Here is a 17377-nt window from a genome sequence, read left to right on the forward strand (position 1 = left end):
TGCGTTGAGCTAACCGGTACTAATGAACCGTGAGGCTTAACCTTACAACGCCGAAGATGTTTTGGCGGAATTGAGAGAAGATTTTCAGCGAGATTACAGATTAAGTTGGTATGCCTGAGGGGATACTGACAGACAGAATTTGCCTGGCGGCACTAGCGCGGTGGTCCCACCTGACCCCATGCCGAACTCAGAAGTGAAACGCCGTAGCGCCGATGGTAGTGTGGGGTCTCCCCATGCGAGAGTAGGGAACTGCCAGGCATCAAACAGGTGAAGAGGCCATCCGGAAGGATGGCCTTTTTGCGTTGCGGCGGAACAGACAGGAAAGCCCCGTGCACAGGCACCGGGCTTTTTTGCTTTATTTATTTTCTTTGTCAGGTCATATTCTTAATTGCTTATCCTGCTAAGCCAAAGTGTGATTGTAATCACAATTAGATTATAACAAATATGCAACATTTTTATCTTTGCGCAGTGGTGGACAAGGATATTCGCCATGGGTAAGTAAATTCTAGCTCTGGCAGGAGTATCATTCGAATGGCTGAAAGCAGCATAACAACACGTGCATCGCTCACCAGCAGCGATACTCGCAGAAGGGTGTGGGCGATTATTGGCGCTTCATCAGGCAATCTGGTGGAGTGGTTTGATTTCTATGTCTATTCCTTTTGCTCTCTCTATTTTGCTCATATATTTTTTCCGGCAGGAAATACGACAACTCAGCTATTACAAACCGCAGGTGTATTTGCCGCCGGTTTTCTGATGCGTCCTATTGGCGGATGGTTATTCGGTCGAATTGCCGATCGCCGCGGGCGTAAAACCTCAATGTTGATCTCTGTCTGCATGATGTGCCTGGGATCTCTGGTTATTGCCTGTTTACCGGGTTATTCCGTAATCGGCACTTGGGCTCCGGCACTATTACTGATTGCCCGTTTGTTCCAGGGGCTTTCTGTCGGCGGCGAGTACGGCACCAGCGCGACTTATATGAGCGAAGTCGCCGTGGAAGGACGTAAGGGTTTTTACGCATCATTCCAGTATGTTACGCTGATCGGTGGGCAATTGCTGGCGCTACTGGTTGTCGTGATCCTGCAACAGATTCTTGATGATGCTGAATTACGTACATGGGGTTGGCGTATCCCCTTTGCCATTGGCGCAGTGCTGGCCATTGTTGCTCTTTGGTTACGCCGCCAACTGGATGAAACATCGCAACAAGATGTTCGGGCTTTAAAAGAAGCCGGTTCAATGAAAGGATTATGGCGCAACCGTAAAGCTTTTCTGATGGTACTTGGGTTTACGGCGGGCGGATCGCTGGCGTTTTACACCTTCACCACTTATATGCAGAAATATTTGGTTAATACGGCGGGTATGCACGCAAATGTTGCCAGTATCATTATGACTGTAGCTCTGTTTGTCTTCATGCTGATTCAACCAATTATCGGTGCCTTATCTGATAAGATTGGGCGCCGCACATCAATGCTGCTGTTCGGCGGTCTTTCAATGGTGTGCACCGTACCGATCCTCAGTGCATTGCACAGCGTCACGTCGCCATACGCGGCATTTGCTCTGGTGATGCTGTCACTGGTGATCGTCAGTTTTTACACCTCGATCAGCGGGATCCTGAAAGCAGAAATGTTTCCTGCACAGGTGCGCGCTCTCGGGGTCGGTCTTTCTTATGCCGTGGCGAATGCGTTATTTGGCGGTTCGGCGGAATATGTGGCGCTATCGTTGAAATCATTGGGCGTCGAAACCGCTTTTTTCTGGTACGTCACCGTGCTGGGAGCGTTAGCGTTTCTGGTGTCGCTTATGCTTCATCGTAAAGGAAAAGGTATTCGTCTTTAGTGATTTGCCAGCTGCCACACGGTATAACCCGTCGTGGCACCGGCAACATCCCATGCGAAATCTTTCCAGCTCCAGCCGCTCCCCGCTGGGCGGCTATCCCAAAGCTCTTTCGATGCGCCAAGACTAATTGAAAACATCAGCCCTACCATTGCGCTGCGATCTCGACTATATCCCTGATGTTGGGCTACCTCGTTACCGGCGGCAGAAAGCATGGCAGAGCCCAGAAAATGCTGTGCCTTATCTTGCCCGCTCCAGCTATCATTGGCCATATGACTACAACCCGTCAGTAGCACCACACTGGCTATCAGCATATATTTCATCAGCAGACCTGAAAAAAAGCCCCATCACACGACAGGGCTTAGTTTTAAAGAATACGACTTATCAGCTTATCTATACGGATACGGCGCAATCGGCGAATAAGTTTGCGCACCTTCACCGGATAATCTGCAATGCTTTGCAAATCACGATAATGATTCACCACGGTAGTATGCGTGCGGATAAGCTCCAGCTCTTTGTCGCGCTGAGCCGCCAGTTCATGTTTCGGATCGTGAATCAGGATGGCGTTTTCCAGATCCAGCCGCCAGGCGCGGGGGTTCAGGTTGTTACCTGTCAGCAGGATCCATTCGTCATCCACCCACATTCCTTTCAGGTGATAAGTGTTATCGTCATCTTTCCATAAACGCACAACTAACTGATCGGTGTTAACATAATACTGTAGTCGGCTCAGGAAGCGACGCAGATTGATTTCATACAAATAAGGTAGTGCGCCGATTATTTTGAACGGTTGATCTTCCGGAATGAAAAAATCGTTAGCCGTTTTGTCGCCAACGATAATTTCCACTTTTTTACCCTCCCGCAGTAATTGAATAATGTTACGCACCAGCACCGCAGGCAGGTTGAAATAAGGGGTACAAATCGTCAGCTTGTGTTCTGCACACGGCATCAGATGAAAAATAGTTTTGTTCAGCAGGCTGGATTTGCCCAGACCGACCAATGGTGTGACCGCCAACTGATCGTTATCTGCATTGCCCTGGAAATGGTACGTAGCATCGCGCAGCTCCTGACGGAACAGACGAATATCGTTTTTGATTTCCGGGCTTTTCGGACGCTGAGCCTTATCAAGGCGATTTACGGCGCGTCCCTGAATCAGGTTCTGATCGACCCAGTTACGAATGATATCCGCCATTTCTGGGTTGTGGATTAACTGATAGCGGTCATAGCGATATTTATCGTGCTGATGCAGATAGACGTCATTGAGGCTTGCACCGCTGTAAAGTACGCTGTCATCAATGATGAATCCTTTGAAATGCAGCACACCGAGCGCTTCGCGCGTATTCACAGGAACGCCATAGACCGGAACCACAATGTCCGCATTTTCCTGAGCGAGGCGGCAGTACCAGTCGGCGTTGGTGTTCGATGCCACTGCGCCAATGCGGCCACGCTGGGCGCGGTGCCAGTCGACAAGCACACAGACATCCAGTTCCGGGCGCTGGCGCTTGGCTTCATACAGCGCGTGCAGAATTCCTTTCCCGCCATCATCCTGCTCCAGGTACAGGGCGATGATATAGATCCGGCGCGAAGCACTGGCGATTTTCGCCAGTAGCGTCTCCCTGAAATCAGCGGGTGAGTAGAAAAACTCTATGTCATCAACTGACTGGGCAATCTTGGGGAGTTGGGCAAGGTGTTGTTGATGTTTATTACGCTTAAATTTTGACAACATCACAGTGCGTTTCTTCTCTGTTTATTGAAGGGTCTTCTGTACCATGCAGACGACATAAGCGGGCAATAATAACACCGTGCCTGCTAAAGTAGTCAACATTTCCAGTATCTTACTCAGGATTGATCCGCCTTCATCAGTTGGAGAGACAAGCCCACAATGCCATCTTCCAGCTGAATATCAACGTCAAATCCTAGTTTACGCGCCAGCGTCACCATGCCGCGATTGTTGGGCATAGTAATACCATTCAAGCGCTTAAGTCCGTGATCCCGGGTATAACTGATAAGCTTCTCAAGTAAACGTCGACCAAGTCCTAGCCCTTTCAAATCTGAGCGAACCAGCACAGCAAATTCAGCGTCAATATTATCCGGGTCGGAAATTGCACGCGTAACACCCAGAATTTCTTCACCCTGATCTGTACGTCGTACCGCAACAAAGGCCATTTCCCGATCGTAGTCGATCTGTGTCATATTCGCTAAATCATCATGGGTAAATTCGTTGATCTCGCTAAAGTAGCGGTAGTAAAGATCTTCTTTTGTCACCTGGGCGATAAAGCGCCGTAGTTGAGGCTCATCTTCCGGAAGAATTGGGCGGAACAGGCACTGCTCGCCATTTTTCATCTGAACCTCTTCTTCCAGATGCTGAGGATAGGGACGAATAGCGAGACGCGTTTCACCGTTTCCGGCGATGGGGGCAATGGCCATGGTTACATCCAGCGCGGTGAATTCGCTACCGGAGGCAAGTAAAGGATGAATATCCAGCCGCTCAATTTCCGGGCAATCAACAATCAGATTCGAAACCTGCACCAGAAATTGGCTTAACCCGACGATATCCAGCGAGCGTAACGCGCTGCGTCCGCGGATCTTTTTACTTTTAATCGCCTGAATCACCAGATAACGGGCGAGATTCATGTTCAGCGGCGGCAGCGCAACGGCTGCCTGATCTTCTGCCCGCCATTCAACGCCGCCTTCGCCTAACATAATCAATGGGCCGAACACGGGATCATGTTCGACAACCACCCGCAATTCCTGGGCGCCCGCGCGGTTTGCCATGCTTTGTACCTGCAAACCGTGAATACGCGCCTGTGGCCAGTTCATCTTTACACGATCGATAATCGCATCCGCTGCCTGCTGCACTTCGTTCGCTGTGCGCAGATAAAGCATCACCCCCTGAACTTCGGATTTATGAGGAATATCCGGCGAACGCAGTTTTAAGGCAACCGGGTAACCAATCTGTTCAGCAATGTGTACGGCTTCAGCACTGTCATTGGCAATCCATGTCGGCAGCGTTTGTAGCCCCCAGGCGCCTAAAATTGGCTGAACTTCATGAGTATCCAGACTCCTTGCGCCCTCCATCAACGCTTGCTGTAACAGATGGTGTGCTTCGGCGGTATTCGCCGCCATACTGAGGGATATTGCGGGTGTTTCGCGGAGTTGTTTCTGGTTACGGCGATACTCCACCATATGCATAAAGGCCGTAATGGTGCCTTCCGGTGTGCGGTAAGTGGGTAAACCTGCTTCGCTGAACAGGCGTCGGGCTTCCTGCGAAGAAAACTCGCCGCACCAATTGGTCAGCACCGTCACATATTTCCCGCGCGGATGTTTGTTCAGTGCGTCGATCAATGTTACTGCGCTTTCGCTACCCGGTGCGGTGGCGCTGGGCGCATGGATCACCATCAACGCGTCGTAATCCTGGCTGTCGAGCAAAATATTAAGTGCCGCGACATAGCGCTCATTACTGGCATCATCGCGTAAATCGAGCGGGTTACCGGGGACGACGGAATCCGGTAACGCCGTGTGCAAACGGGACAGCGTCTCTTCGCTGAGTGCGGCCAATTTGCCATTACGCAGCCAAAGCTCATCCAGCGCCAACGCTGCCGGCGCGGCGCCATTACTGACGATCATTAGGCGCTCGCCACGCAGCGGACGCATATGGCTGAGCGTTTCTACTGCAGAAAACAGTTCATGTGTATCCTGGACACGCAGCAAACCGGCTCGCTGAATCGCCGCATCCCAGGCGGGATCAAGACCAGAATGCACCTGCAATAATCGCTGCGCTTCCGGGCTGCGGCCGCTTTTGATAACCAAGATAGGTTTATTTCGTGATGCACTGCGGGCGGCAGAGACAAAGCGACGCGCATCGCTTAAATGTTCCAGATACAGCAGGATGGCGCTGGTTTTGCTATCCCGTGCGAGAAAATCCAGCAGCTCGTCAACATCAATATCCAGGCTATCGCCAAGCGCGATGAAGTAAGAGAAACCCATCTCTCGCTGTTGCGCCCAGTCGAGTATCGTATTTGACACTGCCGCTGACTGGGAGATAAACGCCAGTTTGCCGCGCGTAATCGGCACCGGCGAAAAACTGGCGTTCAGCCCCTGCCATGGCGCAAGTAAACCGAGGCTGTTCGGACCGAGCAGTCGCATCTGGTAGCGTGCAGCGCAGGCCAGAAGAAGTGGGTGCTGTTCGGGAGGCGCAGAGAGAATAATGCAGGTTTTGCAGCCTTTTTGCCCTAGTGCATCAAGCAGTTCAAGGTTGCGTTTGGCATGCGTGCACAGCACCGCGAGATCGGGCGTAAACGGTAGACTGGCGACATCCGGCCAGGCCAGTACGCCCTGAACTGCTTTATAGGCGGGCGTGACCGGTAATACCGGCCCGGCAAACCCTCCCGCCAGTAAATTGCGCATCATCAGAAAACCTGCGCGATCCGCCTTCATTGACGCGCCCACCACCGCAATCGATCGGGGACGTAATAACGCTTCCAGCCCTCGTTGGCTCATACTGGCCTCCGCTTAAGAGAGATCAACTAATTTTAAACGTTTTCGGCTGCGTTTGCTGTGATAGCGGATGGATGGCGGGTTTTGCCTGCCAGATAACGTTCGCGAAAGAGTATGAAATGTTCGCCGAGCGCCTGTGCGGCCGCGTTGTCGTGCGCGATATCCAGCAGCGCAATCGCCACTTCTGCGGTGCAATACTGATCCTCAGCATGCGCTTCCCGTAGGCGGTAAGCGGAAACGCGCGAGAGATCCACAGAAATAACCGGCAGTGCATCCAGATAAGGGCTTTTACGAAACATTTTTCGCGCTTCCGTCCAGGTGCCGTCCAGCATAATAAATAGCGGTGGTTTACCAGGTGGTGGCGCGCTCAGCACCGGTCGTTTGCTGCCCGCATAAGAGGCGGGAAACACGACCATTGGCTGGTACGTCTCACTGCGACAGAGATCGATAAGCGCCTGCGGCGGTTCGGTGCGAGACCACTGAAAGGCCTGCGTATCGGGTAATACATCGGCGATCAACCTTCCGGTATTGCTCGGTTTCATCGGTTCGGTATCGAACATCACCAGGCAGAAACGACTGTTGGCGGTCGCGGGTTTTAACGTCTCGCACAGGCACTGGCGTAGCGGAAGGAGGCAACGCTGACAGCGGCGGATACGGTTACCACGGGCAAGGAACGGACGCGTCGAACGGGCAAGACGTTCGGCACGGAGTCGAAGAACAGCGTTTTCGGTCATGGGGATTGCGCAATAAAAACGCCATTGTCGCAGAGCTGGAAACGGGGCACAAGATGTGCCCCGACGGGATCACAGCGATTCGTTGAGCCAACTGTCGAATGGTGCTTTCGGCATGGCGCCGCTAAGCATGTCGACAACTTCACCATTCTTGAACAGCATAATGGTTGGAATACTGCGAATGCGGAATCGTGCACTCAGTTCACGTTCATCTTCGGTGTTCACTTTGACAAATCGCACTTTGCCGCTGCGTTCTTCCGCTACATCTTCAAAAATCGGCGCAAAACTACGGCACGGGCCGCACCATGGTGCCCAGAAATCAACGACCACGGGCAGATCGTCTTTCAGCAACTTATCCAGCGTGTCACCGGTAGCGTTGATCACATCTCCATCGAACAGCTCGTGTCCACAGCGTCCACATTTTGCGCCGTCGTTCATTCTCTCTTCGGGAATGCGATTCAGCGCCTGACAGCTTGCACATACGGTATTCATAACTAACCTCAGGAAAAGCGATGGTACAGAACGGCATGACTGCCGGTATGTTTCTACTATGTTACATATTATTAATAAGAAGGTTTTAAACGACAATGCGTTTTGTTCAATGAATACAATAGTCGATAGCTTTTGAACGAATTAATGGCGAAGCGCAAGGACATCAGGTAATCTGCGCGCTTCGCGCAGCGCTGGTGGAGAAAAGCATGAACGATGAATTAAAGAACAAAAGCGGCAAGGTCAAAGTGATGTATGTCCGCAGTGATGATGATTCCGATAAACGTGGCCAGAACCCGCGCACCGGGAAAGGGCCAGCACGTGCAGGATCGTCGTCTCGCGCCGGAGATGACCGTCGTACTGCCCGCGATGATCGTGGCCGCCCTGGCCGTGATGACCGAAGCCGTTCTGCTCGCGACAACAACAGTCGCCGCCCGCAGCGAGACAATTACAGTGAGCGTGGTGATTCACCGTGGCGTACCGTTTCCCGCGCGCCGGGCGACGACACGCCGGAAAAACCGGATCATGGTGGCATCAGCGGTAAAAGCTTTATTGATCCTGAAGTGCTGCGTCGTCAACGTGCAGAAGAGACGCGCGTATACGGCGAAAACGCTTGTCAGGCGTTGTTCAGCAGCCGTCCTGAATCCATTGTTCGCGCCTGGTTTGTCCAGAGTGTAACGCCGCGTTTTAAAGAAGCCCTGCGCTGGATGGCAGCAAACCGCAAAGCTTATCATGTGGTGGATGACGAAGAACTGGAGAAAGCGTCCGGTACGGAACATCACGGCGGTGTCTGTTTCCTGATCAAAAAACGCAATGGTTTGAGTGTGCAGAAATGGGTGGCAAGCGCCGGTGAAGAGGATTGCGTGTTGGCGCTTGAAGATGTTGGCAACCCGCATAACCTTGGCGCGATTATGCGTAGCTGCGCGCACTTTGGTGTCAAAGGTGTGGTGTTGCAGGATGCTGCGGTGATTGAATCCGGTGCGGCTGTGCGTACCGCAGAAGGCGGAGCCGAACACGTTCAGGCAATTACTGGCGACAGCTTTGTCGATGCGCTGGAAGAGTTCCGTCAGGCTGGTTATGCGCTGGTAACGACTTCCAGCCACAACGGCACGTCGCTGTTCAAAACGACGTTACCGAAAAAAATGGTGCTGGTACTGGGCCAGGAGCGCGATGGTTTATCTGATGCAGCGCTTTCCCGCGCGGATCTAAGCGTCTCGATTGGGGGTACCGGCAACGTTGAAAGTCTCAATGTTTCTGTGGCAACTGGCGTGTTGCTGGCAGAATGGTGGCGGCAGAACAAAGCCTGAGTCTGACGTTAGCCAACAGATTAAAAAGCCAGCGCGATGCTGGCTTTTTTTTACTCGGTTTCTGCGGGCAGTGTCGGCATCCAGTCGATAGGCTGTTCTCCATGCTGCTCCAGCCACTGATTTGCCAGCACAAAGTGATTACAACCAAAGAAGCCACGATGCGCTGAGAGCGGCGACGGGTGTGGCGCACGTAAAACATGGTGGCGGGATTTGTCGATAATCGCCCCTTTCTTCTGCGCATGCGAACCCCAGAGTAAAAACACGATGCCTTCCCGATGTTCATTAATCAGCGCAATCACTTTGTCGGTAAAGGTTTCCCAGCCGAGGCTGGCATGTGAGTGTGCCTGGCCGGCACGTACCGTCAGCACGGTGTTGAGCAGTAATACGCCCTGGCGTGCCCAGTTCTCCAGATACCCATGCTGTGGTCGCACGAAGCCCGGTATGGAGTTTTCCAGTTCTTTATACATATTCAACAGGGAAGGTGGGATGGCGATACCCGGACGCACAGAAAATGCCAGACCATGCGCCTGATCAGGACCGTGATAGGGATCCTGTCCCAGAATTACCACTTTAACGTCGCCCAGTTCGGTAAAACGGAAAGCGTTAAACACATCTTTCTGCGGTGGGTAGATGGTCATTCCGGACTGCCGCTCAGCCGCAACTGTACTGAGGGTATTAATAAAGTAGGGCTGCTGTTTTTCTTCTGCCAGCACATCATGCCATGTTAATGAGGTGGTCATCCCGCTCTCCTGCGAAGTTGGTTCCCCGTAGCTTAACTGCTTCTTTCGGTAGAACAAAATTCACCGCCGGCTTTTGCTAGATTTACTCAAAAAAAATTGAAAATTTACAAAATTTTTAAGGCGTCTGGAAATGCGTAACTTGATATAAAACAAGTATATTACCTAATCACCATTTTCTCTGTGTGGTTTTTGTTGATTTAAATCAAAGAATGCGGGGTGTTAGGCTGGTATATAAACAATCAGACAACAATGGTTTTACCAATTAGCCGGGAAAACCGGCGAATCGAATAAATGTGCCGAAGGGAGGCAAATCATGATTACTGGTATCCAGATTACTAAAGCTGCAAACAACAACTTGTTGAATTCGTTTTGGTTGCTTGATAGCGAAAAAGGCGAAGCACGTTGCGTCTGTGCAAAAGGTGGTTTCGCGGAAGATGAAGTGGTTGCAGTTAACAAACTGGGCGCTATCGAATACCGTGAAATTCCGATGGAGGTAAAACCGGAAGTACGCGTGGAAGGCGGTCAGCACTTGAACGTGAACGTTCTGCGTCGTGAAACGCTGCTTGATGCCGTTGAACATCCGGAAAAGTACCCGCAACTGACCATTCGTGTATCCGGTTATGCAGTACGTTTTAACTCGCTGACGCCGGAACAGCAGCGCGACGTTATTGCTCGTACCTTTACTGAAAGCCTGTAATTTCAGGCTGATATAAAAAAACGCCGGGATATTATATCCCGGCGTTTTTTTACTCTTCTGTTTTTTGCTGCCCGCTGCTCGCAGTGCTGGGCTTGCGTCGCTTACCGATGTTTTTGGTATCACGATGGCGTTGCTTCACGCGCGGTTTCTCTTTCTCTTTCTCTTTTTTCTTCTCTTCGCGTTTGGCCAGCACTTTTTTCGACGGCTTGCCTTTCAGCTTCTCGCTTGGCACTCTCGTTGTCGGGCGCAGTTCGTCCACGACGCGGGCTTTCAGCGGCTCTTCAACGTAACGACCTACTTTGCCCAGTAACAGCTGATCGTGCGCTTCAACCAGGGAAATGGCTGCGCCTTTGCGACCGGCGCGGCCGGTGCGGCCAATACGGTGCAGATAGGTGTCGCCACTGCGCGGCATATCGAAGTTAATGACGTGACTGACATCCGGAATATCGATACCACGCGCAGCAACATCGGTGGCGATAAGCACGTTGACGCGACCATCGGTCAGTCGTTTGATCGCTTCGTTACGCTTCACCTGTACCATCTCGCCTTCGAGATAGCAGTTATTGATGCCCGCTTCGCGCAACCAGCCTGCCAGCTCATGCACGCGTTCACGTTTACGCACGAAGACGATAGAACGGCTGACTTCTGGCTGTTTCAGCAGGTGTATCAGCAGAGCGGTTTTGTGTTCAAGGTTGTCGGCGCGGTAGTACCATTGGTGGATTTTCTTACGTTCGCGCGTTGACGGTGTGGCGGAGACTTCTACGGGATCTTCCAGCAGACGTTCGGCGAAATTTTTGATCGCTTCGCCTTCAAGCGTTGCGGAGAAGAGCATCGTCTGCTTGCGCCAGCGGGTTTCACCCGCAATATGCTCAATATCCTGCGCGAAGCCCATATCCAGCATGCGGTCGGCTTCATCGAGGATCAACGTTTCTACTGCGCGACAGTCGAAGTTCTCTTCTTTAATGTATTGCAGCAGGCGACCAGTGGTGGCAACAACGATATCCTGGTTTTCACTGAACACTTCAGCGTGGTTCATGTAGGCGACGCCGCCAGTAATGGTTGCGATATCCAGATGGGTATTCACCGCCAGTTCGCGGGCATGATCGGCAACTTGCATTGCCAGCTCGCGGGTTGGCGTCAGGATCAGAATACGCGGCGGGCCGGATTTCTTACGTGGAAAGTCCAGAAGGTGTTGCAACGCTGGCAGCAGATAGGCCGCCGTTTTACCGGTACCAGTAGGCGCAGAACCAAGGACGTCACGCCCCTCAAGCGCAGGCGGAATGGCAGCTGCCTGGATAGCGGTTGGGCGCGTAAAGCCTTTATCCTGGAGCGCGTCCAGCAGGCTGTCGTCAAGTTCGAGTTCGGAAAAAGTCGTTACAGTCATGATCTACCTCGGTGTGGGGCGCTGATTATAGACGTTACGGCTGGAATCTTCATCTGTTGTCTGCTTATCGCTTTTCCGGCGCTTTGCTTTCGCCTATGCTACGCCTGTTTCCGTATTGAGGTTGTAAAGATGTCTCAGCCAAAGGCTCAGTTGCGCCGTGACGGCTTCACGTTTAAAGAATTCTTTGTCGCACATGATCGTTGCGCCATGAAGGTGGGCACCGATGGGTTGATGTTGGGTGCCTGGTCGCCGGTATCAAAAGCCCGGCATGTGCTGGATATCGGCACGGGAAGCGGTCTGCTGGCGCTGATGCTGGCGCAGCGAACTGGACCGACGGTGACCATTGATGCCGTCGAACTTGATGAGCAGGCTGCTTCTCAGGCGCAGGAAAATGTACTGGCATCGCCGTGGGCAGATCGCATTACTGTTCATGAGGCAGATATTCGCCAGTGGAGCAATGAGAATACGGCGCGTTACGATCTGATTGTCAGCAACCCTCCCTATTTTGACGAAGGGGTGAAATGTGCAACGCCAGAACGCGATCGCGCGCGCTATACCACCACGCTGGATCATCAGTCATTACTGGAAATTGCTGCAACACTGGTGACGGAAGAGGGCTTTTTCTGCGTTGTACTACCGATTGAGGCCAGCGAACCTTTCACACAGAAAGCACTTGGTATCGGCTGGCATCTACGTTTGCGAACCGATGTGTCAGAAACGGAAAGCCGTTTGCCGCATCGTGTCCTGCTGGCGTTCTCGCCGCGCGCCGGTGACGTGTTCGCCGACCGGCTGGCGATTCGCGGGCCGGATCAGCGCTATTCCGACAGCTACACCGCGCTGACCCAGAGCTTCTACCTGTTTATGTAACTGCGCGGCGAAAGTACCGTCGGGCCGGATTCCGTAAACTGTTCGGGGTAATCCAGCGTGTAATGCAACCCGCGGCTCTCTTTGCGCTGCATCGCGCAGCGTACAATCAGCTCGGCTACTTGCACCAGGTTACGCAACTCCAGCAGATTATTAGAGACGCGGAAATTGGCGTAGTACTCGTCAATTTCCTGTTGCAACAAGGTAATGCGGCGCATTGCGCGTTCGAGTCGTTTTGTGGTGCGTACGATACCCACGTAGTCCCACATAAACAGCCGCAGCTCGTGCCAGTTATGTTGCAGAATAACCCGCTCATCGGCATCGTCTACGCGGCTTTCATCCCAGGCTGGCAGCGCCGGAATGGCATGTGCATGTGGCATGCGGCGGGCAATGTCTTCCGCCGCCGACCAACCGTACACCAGACATTCGAGCAGTGAATTCGATGCCATGCGGTTCGCACCGTGCAGGCCGGTATAGCTCACTTCGCCAACGGCATAGAGGCCATCGACGTCACTACGTCCGCAATCGTCAACCATCACTCCGCCGCATGTGTAGTGCGCAGCAGGCACTATTGGCACAGGTTCTTTGGTCAAATCGATCCCCAGCCCCAGCAATTTTTCATAAATCATCGGGAAGTGATGACGAATAAATTCTGCAGGTTTATGGCTAATATCGAGGTACATGCAGTCCGCACCGAGGCGCTTCATTTCATGATCTATAGCGCGGGCTACGACGTCTCGCGGAGCCAGTTCGCCACGCGGATCAAAGTCCGGCATAAAACGGGTACCGTCCGGACGTTTCAACCAGGCACCTTCACCACGCAGCGCTTCGCTGAGCAGGAAGCTGCGTGCTTGCGGATGAAACAGCGCAGTGGGATGGAATTGGTTAAATTCCAGGTTCGCTACCCGGCAACCAGCGCGCCATGCCATGGCGATGCCGTCACCGGAGGAGATATCCGGGTTGGTGGTGTATTGATAGACTTTCGATGCACCGCCGGTCGCCAGCACCACCGCCTTTGCCTGGCAGGTTTCCACCTGTTCTTTATTTCGGTTCCATACCCATGCGCCAACGACGCGACGCGTGCCCGGAAGACCGATTTTGTCCGAAATAATCAAATCCACCGCATTGCAGCGCTCAAGTATGCGAATATTCGGATGGTTGATCGCCTTGCTGACCAGGGTATTTTCCACCGCTTTACCGGTGGCGTCTGCGGCATGAAGGATGCGGCGATGGCTGTGCCCGCCTTCGCGCGTCAGATGGTAGCTGGGCTCGCCATTTGCGGCGATCTCGGTGTCAAATAACACCCCCTGATCGATAAGCCACTGTACGCAGGAACGCGCATTGCTGGCGACAAACTCTGCCGCGTGACGTTCAACAATTCCTGCGCCAGCAATCAGCGTATCTTCCACATGAGATTCGACGCTGTCTGTTTCGTCAAAAACGGCTGCAATGCCGCCCTGAGCATAAAATGTTGAGCCTTCACTGATTGGCCCCTTACTTAAGACGATGACTTTGTGCTGTGCAGCCAGACGTAAAGCTACTGAAAGACCGGCGGCGCCGCTGCCGACAACCAGGACATCACAGGAGAGTTCAGGCGTTGTTTTCATGATCTGTGTTTAATTTACTAAACAAGGTTTGCTGAGCATAGCACCGTGTCCAGCGAAAGATCACTCTTTTTTGCACTGGCTGTATTAATGGCTAAACAGGATCTTTTTGCCAGCATATGTCATAAGCGGAAAAAATAGTTAAGATGCAGATTGTTAGTGAAGGTGTATTAGAGATGAAAAAAAAACACTATTGCGTTACTCTCTGGCGATCTTAAGGTCTTCTCTTTGAGAAAACAGAGTGTTCAGCGTTTGCAGACTTATAATGAGTGATAATAATTTTTTGCGAACGATACACAAAAACAATGGCGTAACGGAACTTTACTGTAAACCTGGGCTCTAATTGGCTGCTTGCTCATATTGCAGTATTGGAGTGGCGTTCTGGATACGCGTGGAAATTGGTTTTGGGGAGATTTTACCTCGGATGAGCGAGCAGTTAACGGATCAGGTTCTTGTCGAAAGGGTCCAAAAAGGAGATCAGAAAGCGTTTAACTTACTGGTGGTACGCTACCAGCATAAAGTGGCGAGTCTGGTTTCCCGGTATGTCCCTTCGGGCGATGTACCTGATGTCGTACAAGAATCATTTATAAAGGCCTATCGCGCGCTTGATTCGTTCAGGGGAGATAGTGCTTTTTATACTTGGCTATACCGAATCGCTGTTAACACAGCAAAAAATTACCTGGTCGCCCAGGGGCGCAGGCCGCCATCCAGTGATGTGGACGCGATTGATGCAGAAAACTTCGAAAGTGGCGGTGCACTGAAAGAAATTTCGAACCCTGAGAACTTAATGTTGTCAGAAGAACTGAGACAAATAGTTTTTCGTACCATTGAGTCGCTCCCGGAAGATTTACGCATGGCAATTACGTTGCGGGAGTTGGATGGCCTGAGTTACGAAGAGATTGCGGTCATCATGGATTGCCCGGTTGGTACAGTGCGTTCACGTATCTTCCGTGCACGTGAAGCTATTGATAATAAAGTTCAACCGCTTATCAGGCGTTGACGATAGCGGGATACTGAAAAAGGTATTAGGCATGCAGAAAGAACAACTTTCCGCTTTAATGGATGGCGAAACGCTGGATAGCGAGCTGCTCGCAGAGCTGACCCGCGATCCTGAAATGCAGAGAACCTGGGAGAACTATCACCTGATTCGCGACTCTATGCGCGGTGATACGGCCGATCTCCTCCATTTCGATATCTCCGCCCGCGTGATGGCCGCGATTCAGAACGACGTCGTTGAAACCGCAACGCCGTTGATTCCCGAAGTGCAGCCTGCACCGCACCAATGGCAGAAGATGCCGTTCTGGCACAAGGTTCGTCCGTGGGCAAGCCAACTTACTCAAATGGGCGTAGCGGCATGCGTATCGCTTGCTGTTATTGTTGGTGTCCAGCACTATAATGGCTCGACTGAATCAACCCAACAGCCCGAAGCGCCAGTGTTTAATACACTGCCGATGATGGGTAAAGCCAGTCCGGTAAGTTTGGGGGTTCCTTCTGATGCATCGGCAAACGCCGGTCAGCAACAGCAGGTGCAGGAACAGCGTCGTCGCATTAATGCGATGTTGCAGGATTACGAACTGCAACGCCGTCTGCACTCCGAACAGCTTCAGTTTGAGCAGGCGCAAACGCAGCAGGCCGCTGTACAGGTGCCAGGAAATCAAACTTTAGGAACGCAATCGCAGTAATGAAGCAACTTTGGTGTGCCATGTCTTTTGTGGCTACTGGCCTGTTCTTCTCTGTCAACGCCTCGGCTGATGATTCATCCGGGGCGTTGTTGCAGCAAATGAATGTGGCGAGTCAGTCACTCAACTACGAACTGTCTTTTATCAGCATTAATAAGCAGGGAGTAGAGTCTTTACGCTACCGTCATGTGCGTTTGAATGACCAACCGCTTGCACAGTTATTGCAAATGGACGGTCCGCGCCGGGAAGTGGTGCAGAGGGGCAGTGAGATCAGCTACTTTGAGCCTGGTCTTGAGCCCTTTACGCTCAACGGCAACTATATTGTCGATTCACTACCGTCGCTGGTTTATACCGATTTCAAACGTCTTTCCCCTTACTATGACTTCATCTCTGTAGGCCGTACGCGCATTGCCGACAGGCTGTGCGAAGTGATCCGTGTTGTGGCGCGCGATGGCACGCGGTACAGCTATATCGTCTGGATGGATGAGGAGACGCATTTGCCAATGCGTGTCGACTTGCTCGATCGCGATGGCGAAACCCTTGAGCAGTTCCGCGTCATCGCATTCTCGGTCAATGGCCAGGTTACCAGTAATATGCAGACGCTGGCAAAAGCCAGTCTGCCGCCGCTGCTGTCATTACCGGTTGGCGATAAGGTTGATTTCAATTGGACGCCATCCTGGGTGCCGCAGGGCTTTGAGCAGATATCCAGTAGCCGCCGTAAATTGCCAACGCTTGAGATGCCGGTTGAATCGCGTCTTTATTCTGATGGGTTATTCAGCTTCTCGGTTAATATCAGCCCGGCCAATCAGAACAGTGCTGAACAGTTGCTGCGCACCGGTCGACGCACCGTGATGACCACGGTTCGCGATAACGCGGAAATCACTGTTGTCGGCGAATTGCCACCGCAAACCGCAAAACGCATTGCGGACAGTCTTAAATTCAAGGCCGCACAATGATTAAAGAGTGGGCGACAGTTATTTCCTGGCAAAATGGTAACGCGCTGGTCGAATGTGATGTCAAAGCATCCTGTAGCAGTTGTGCTTCCCGTGCAGGTTGCGGCAGCCGTGTGCTGAATAAGCTGGGTCCGCAAACAACGCATACGATTGCTGTTCCTTGCGAACAACCGCTGGTGGCGGGGCAAAAAGTGGAGTTGGGCATTGCTGAAGCCAGCTTGCTAAGCTCCGCAATGCTGGTGTATATGTCCCCGCTGGTGGGGCTGTTTGCCGTGGGCGCTATTTTCCAGTCGCTTTTTGCTGCCGATATCGCAGCGCTGTGCGGTGCGGTGCTGGGCGGTGTTGGCGGCTTTTTACTCGCGCGCGAGCTGTCGCCAAAGCTGGCTACCCGCAGTGAATGGCAACCGGTGATCTTAAGCGTTGGCTTGCCGCCAGAGATGATTCGCGTCGATAGCGTCACTGCGGAAAATCATCCGTAATTTCCCTTTTCGCCTTGCGGTAATGGCGTCACTTTCTGGCATTTCCCCGCATTGTGGTTGTAGTGTAGAATGCGGCGTTTCAGTACATTTGACGTCAGGCGCGAACAGGCCTCTTAGCTACTCGTAAGG

At 52.3% G+C, this 17377-nt stretch carries 16 protein-coding genes and 1 rRNA gene; 9 read left to right on the forward strand and 8 right to left on the reverse strand.

From position 1 onward, the window contains the following. Positions 1-142: 142 nt before the first annotated feature. Both rrf and BM427_RS19325 read left to right on the forward strand, forming a co-directional pair. Positions 143-258 (forward strand): 5S ribosomal RNA (rrf, locus tag BM427_RS19320). Positions 259-531: 273 nt separating this feature from the next. Continuing rightward, entirely contained in the window at positions 532-1830 is a 1299-nt protein-coding gene (locus BM427_RS19325) for an MFS transporter (protein WP_090124424.1), read from the forward strand. On the opposite strand, the gene BM427_RS19330 is transcribed toward BM427_RS19325, so the two are convergent. From BM427_RS19330 to trxC, 5 genes are all read right to left on the reverse strand, one after another. Further along, positions 1827-2150: a YfiM family lipoprotein gene (locus BM427_RS19330; protein WP_074778660.1), complete on the reverse strand. Its 324-nt coding sequence runs from the start codon at positions 2148-2150 to the stop codon at positions 1827-1829. The two genes, BM427_RS19325 and BM427_RS19330, sit on opposite strands and share 4 nt — an antisense overlap. A 44-nt stretch (positions 2151-2194) precedes the next feature. Next, positions 2195-3550, reverse strand: a complete 1356-nt coding sequence (gene pssA, locus BM427_RS19335) for a CDP-diacylglycerol--serine O-phosphatidyltransferase (protein WP_090124428.1) — start codon at positions 3548-3550, stop codon at positions 2195-2197. Positions 3551-3663: 113 nt separating this feature from the next. Beyond that, positions 3664-6324 (reverse strand): bifunctional acetate--CoA ligase family protein/GNAT family N-acetyltransferase, encoded by a 2661-nt coding sequence (locus tag BM427_RS19340; protein ID WP_090124430.1) that lies wholly within the window; start codon positions 6322-6324, stop codon positions 3664-3666. 32 nt (positions 6325-6356) lie between these two features. After that, a complete protein-coding gene (locus BM427_RS19345; RefSeq protein ID WP_090124432.1) occupies positions 6357-7055 on the reverse strand; it encodes a tRNA-uridine aminocarboxypropyltransferase in 699 nt (232 codons plus the stop codon). A 69-nt stretch (positions 7056-7124) separates the two neighbouring features. Continuing rightward, positions 7125-7544 carry a thioredoxin TrxC gene (gene trxC / locus BM427_RS19350; RefSeq protein ID WP_090124435.1) on the reverse strand — a complete coding sequence of 140 codons (420 nt, stop codon included), beginning with the start codon at positions 7542-7544 and terminating at the stop codon, positions 7125-7127. Between the two features lie 206 nt (positions 7545-7750). Here trxC and BM427_RS19360 point away from each other — a divergent pair, with 206 nt between their 5' ends. Beyond that, entirely contained in the window at positions 7751-8848 is a 1098-nt protein-coding gene (locus BM427_RS19360; protein WP_090124438.1) for a tRNA/rRNA methyltransferase, read from the forward strand. A gap of 50 nt (positions 8849-8898) precedes the next feature. Here the strand turns inward: BM427_RS19360 and ung are convergent, their stop codons facing one another. Next, entirely contained in the window at positions 8899-9588 is a 690-nt protein-coding gene (ung, locus tag BM427_RS19365) for a uracil-DNA glycosylase (RefSeq protein ID WP_090124441.1), read from the reverse strand. A gap of 313 nt (positions 9589-9901) precedes the next feature. Between ung and grcA the strand changes: the two genes are divergently transcribed. Further along, positions 9902-10285: an autonomous glycyl radical cofactor GrcA gene (gene grcA / locus BM427_RS19370; protein ID WP_090124446.1), complete on the forward strand. Its 384-nt coding sequence runs from the start codon at positions 9902-9904 to the stop codon at positions 10283-10285. 49 nt (positions 10286-10334) lie between these two features. Here grcA and srmB read toward each other — a convergent pair whose 3' ends face one another. Beyond that, positions 10335-11669 carry an ATP-dependent RNA helicase SrmB gene (srmB, locus tag BM427_RS19375; RefSeq protein ID WP_090124449.1) on the reverse strand — a complete coding sequence of 445 codons (1335 nt, stop codon included), beginning with the start codon at positions 11667-11669 and terminating at the stop codon, positions 10335-10337. A gap of 129 nt (positions 11670-11798) precedes the next feature. Between srmB and trmN the strand changes: the two genes are divergently transcribed. Further along, complete coding sequence (gene trmN / locus BM427_RS19380; RefSeq protein ID WP_090124452.1) at positions 11799-12536, forward strand: tRNA(1)(Val) (adenine(37)-N(6))-methyltransferase TrmN; 738 nt, start codon at positions 11799-11801, stop codon at positions 12534-12536. Here the strand turns inward: trmN and nadB are convergent. Next, positions 12521-14140 carry an L-aspartate oxidase gene (gene nadB / locus BM427_RS19385; protein WP_090124455.1) on the reverse strand — a complete coding sequence of 540 codons (1620 nt, stop codon included), beginning with the start codon at positions 14138-14140 and terminating at the stop codon, positions 12521-12523. The genes trmN and nadB overlap by 16 nt on opposite strands. Positions 14141-14561: 421 nt before the next feature. Between nadB and rpoE the strand changes: the two genes are divergently transcribed. From rpoE to rseC, 4 genes are read left to right on the forward strand one after another with little or no spacing between them, the layout of a single operon-like run. Continuing rightward, positions 14562-15137, forward strand: a complete 576-nt coding sequence (gene rpoE / locus BM427_RS19390; RefSeq protein ID WP_010434081.1) for an RNA polymerase sigma factor RpoE — start codon at positions 14562-14564, stop codon at positions 15135-15137. A 31-nt stretch (positions 15138-15168) separates the two neighbouring features. Then, positions 15169-15819, forward strand: coding sequence for an anti-sigma-E factor RseA (gene rseA, locus BM427_RS19395; RefSeq protein WP_090124458.1), 651 nt, complete (start codon positions 15169-15171; stop codon positions 15817-15819). Further along, positions 15819-16772, forward strand: coding sequence for a sigma-E factor regulatory protein RseB (rseB, locus tag BM427_RS19400; RefSeq protein WP_090124461.1), 954 nt, complete (start codon positions 15819-15821; stop codon positions 16770-16772). The genes rseA and rseB overlap by 1 nt, the downstream gene beginning before the upstream one ends. Next, on the forward strand, positions 16769-17248 hold the full coding sequence (gene rseC, locus BM427_RS19405) for a SoxR-reducing system protein RseC (RefSeq protein ID WP_090124465.1): 480 nt from the start codon (positions 16769-16771) through the stop codon (positions 17246-17248). Before rseB ends, rseC begins: the two co-directional genes overlap by 4 nt. The last annotated feature ends 129 nt before the right edge of the window (positions 17249-17377 follow it).

Source organism: Kosakonia arachidis (assembly GCF_900116535.1).
In the GTDB taxonomy this organism is placed as follows: domain Bacteria; phylum Pseudomonadota; class Gammaproteobacteria; order Enterobacterales; family Enterobacteriaceae; genus Kosakonia; species Kosakonia arachidis.

Excerpts from the sequence above, each read along its gene's own strand:
- BM427_RS19325 (WP_090124424.1), top strand. The coding sequence starts at position 532 with ATGGCTGAAAGCAGCATAACAACACGTGCATCGCTCACCAGCAGCGAT.
- BM427_RS19330 (WP_074778660.1), bottom strand. The coding sequence starts at position 2,150 with ATGAAATATATGCTGATAGCCAGTGTGGTGCTACTGACGGGTTGTAGT.
- nadB (WP_090124455.1), bottom strand. The coding sequence starts at position 14,140 with ATGAAAACAACGCCTGAACTCTCCTGTGATGTCCTGGTTGTCGGCAGC.
- srmB (WP_090124449.1), bottom strand. The coding sequence starts at position 11,669 with ATGACTGTAACGACTTTTTCCGAACTCGAACTTGACGACAGCCTGCTG.
- trxC (WP_090124435.1), bottom strand. The coding sequence starts at position 7,544 with ATGAATACCGTATGTGCAAGCTGTCAGGCGCTGAATCGCATTCCCGAA.
- BM427_RS19340 (WP_090124430.1), bottom strand. The coding sequence starts at position 6,324 with ATGAGCCAACGAGGGCTGGAAGCGTTATTACGTCCCCGATCGATTGCG.
- rseB (WP_090124461.1), top strand. The coding sequence starts at position 15,819 with ATGAAGCAACTTTGGTGTGCCATGTCTTTTGTGGCTACTGGCCTGTTC.
- BM427_RS19360 (WP_090124438.1), top strand. The coding sequence starts at position 7,751 with ATGAACGATGAATTAAAGAACAAAAGCGGCAAGGTCAAAGTGATGTAT.
- ung (WP_090124441.1), bottom strand. The coding sequence starts at position 9,588 with ATGACCACCTCATTAACATGGCATGATGTGCTGGCAGAAGAAAAACAG.
- pssA (WP_090124428.1), bottom strand. The coding sequence starts at position 3,550 with ATGTTGTCAAAATTTAAGCGTAATAAACATCAACAACACCTTGCCCAA.
- trmN (WP_090124452.1), top strand. The coding sequence starts at position 11,799 with ATGTCTCAGCCAAAGGCTCAGTTGCGCCGTGACGGCTTCACGTTTAAA.
- BM427_RS19345 (WP_090124432.1), bottom strand. The coding sequence starts at position 7,055 with ATGACCGAAAACGCTGTTCTTCGACTCCGTGCCGAACGTCTTGCCCGT.
- rpoE (WP_010434081.1), top strand. The coding sequence starts at position 14,562 with ATGAGCGAGCAGTTAACGGATCAGGTTCTTGTCGAAAGGGTCCAAAAA.
- rseC (WP_090124465.1), top strand. The coding sequence starts at position 16,769 with ATGATTAAAGAGTGGGCGACAGTTATTTCCTGGCAAAATGGTAACGCG.
- grcA (WP_090124446.1), top strand. The coding sequence starts at position 9,902 with ATGATTACTGGTATCCAGATTACTAAAGCTGCAAACAACAACTTGTTG.
- rseA (WP_090124458.1), top strand. The coding sequence starts at position 15,169 with ATGCAGAAAGAACAACTTTCCGCTTTAATGGATGGCGAAACGCTGGAT.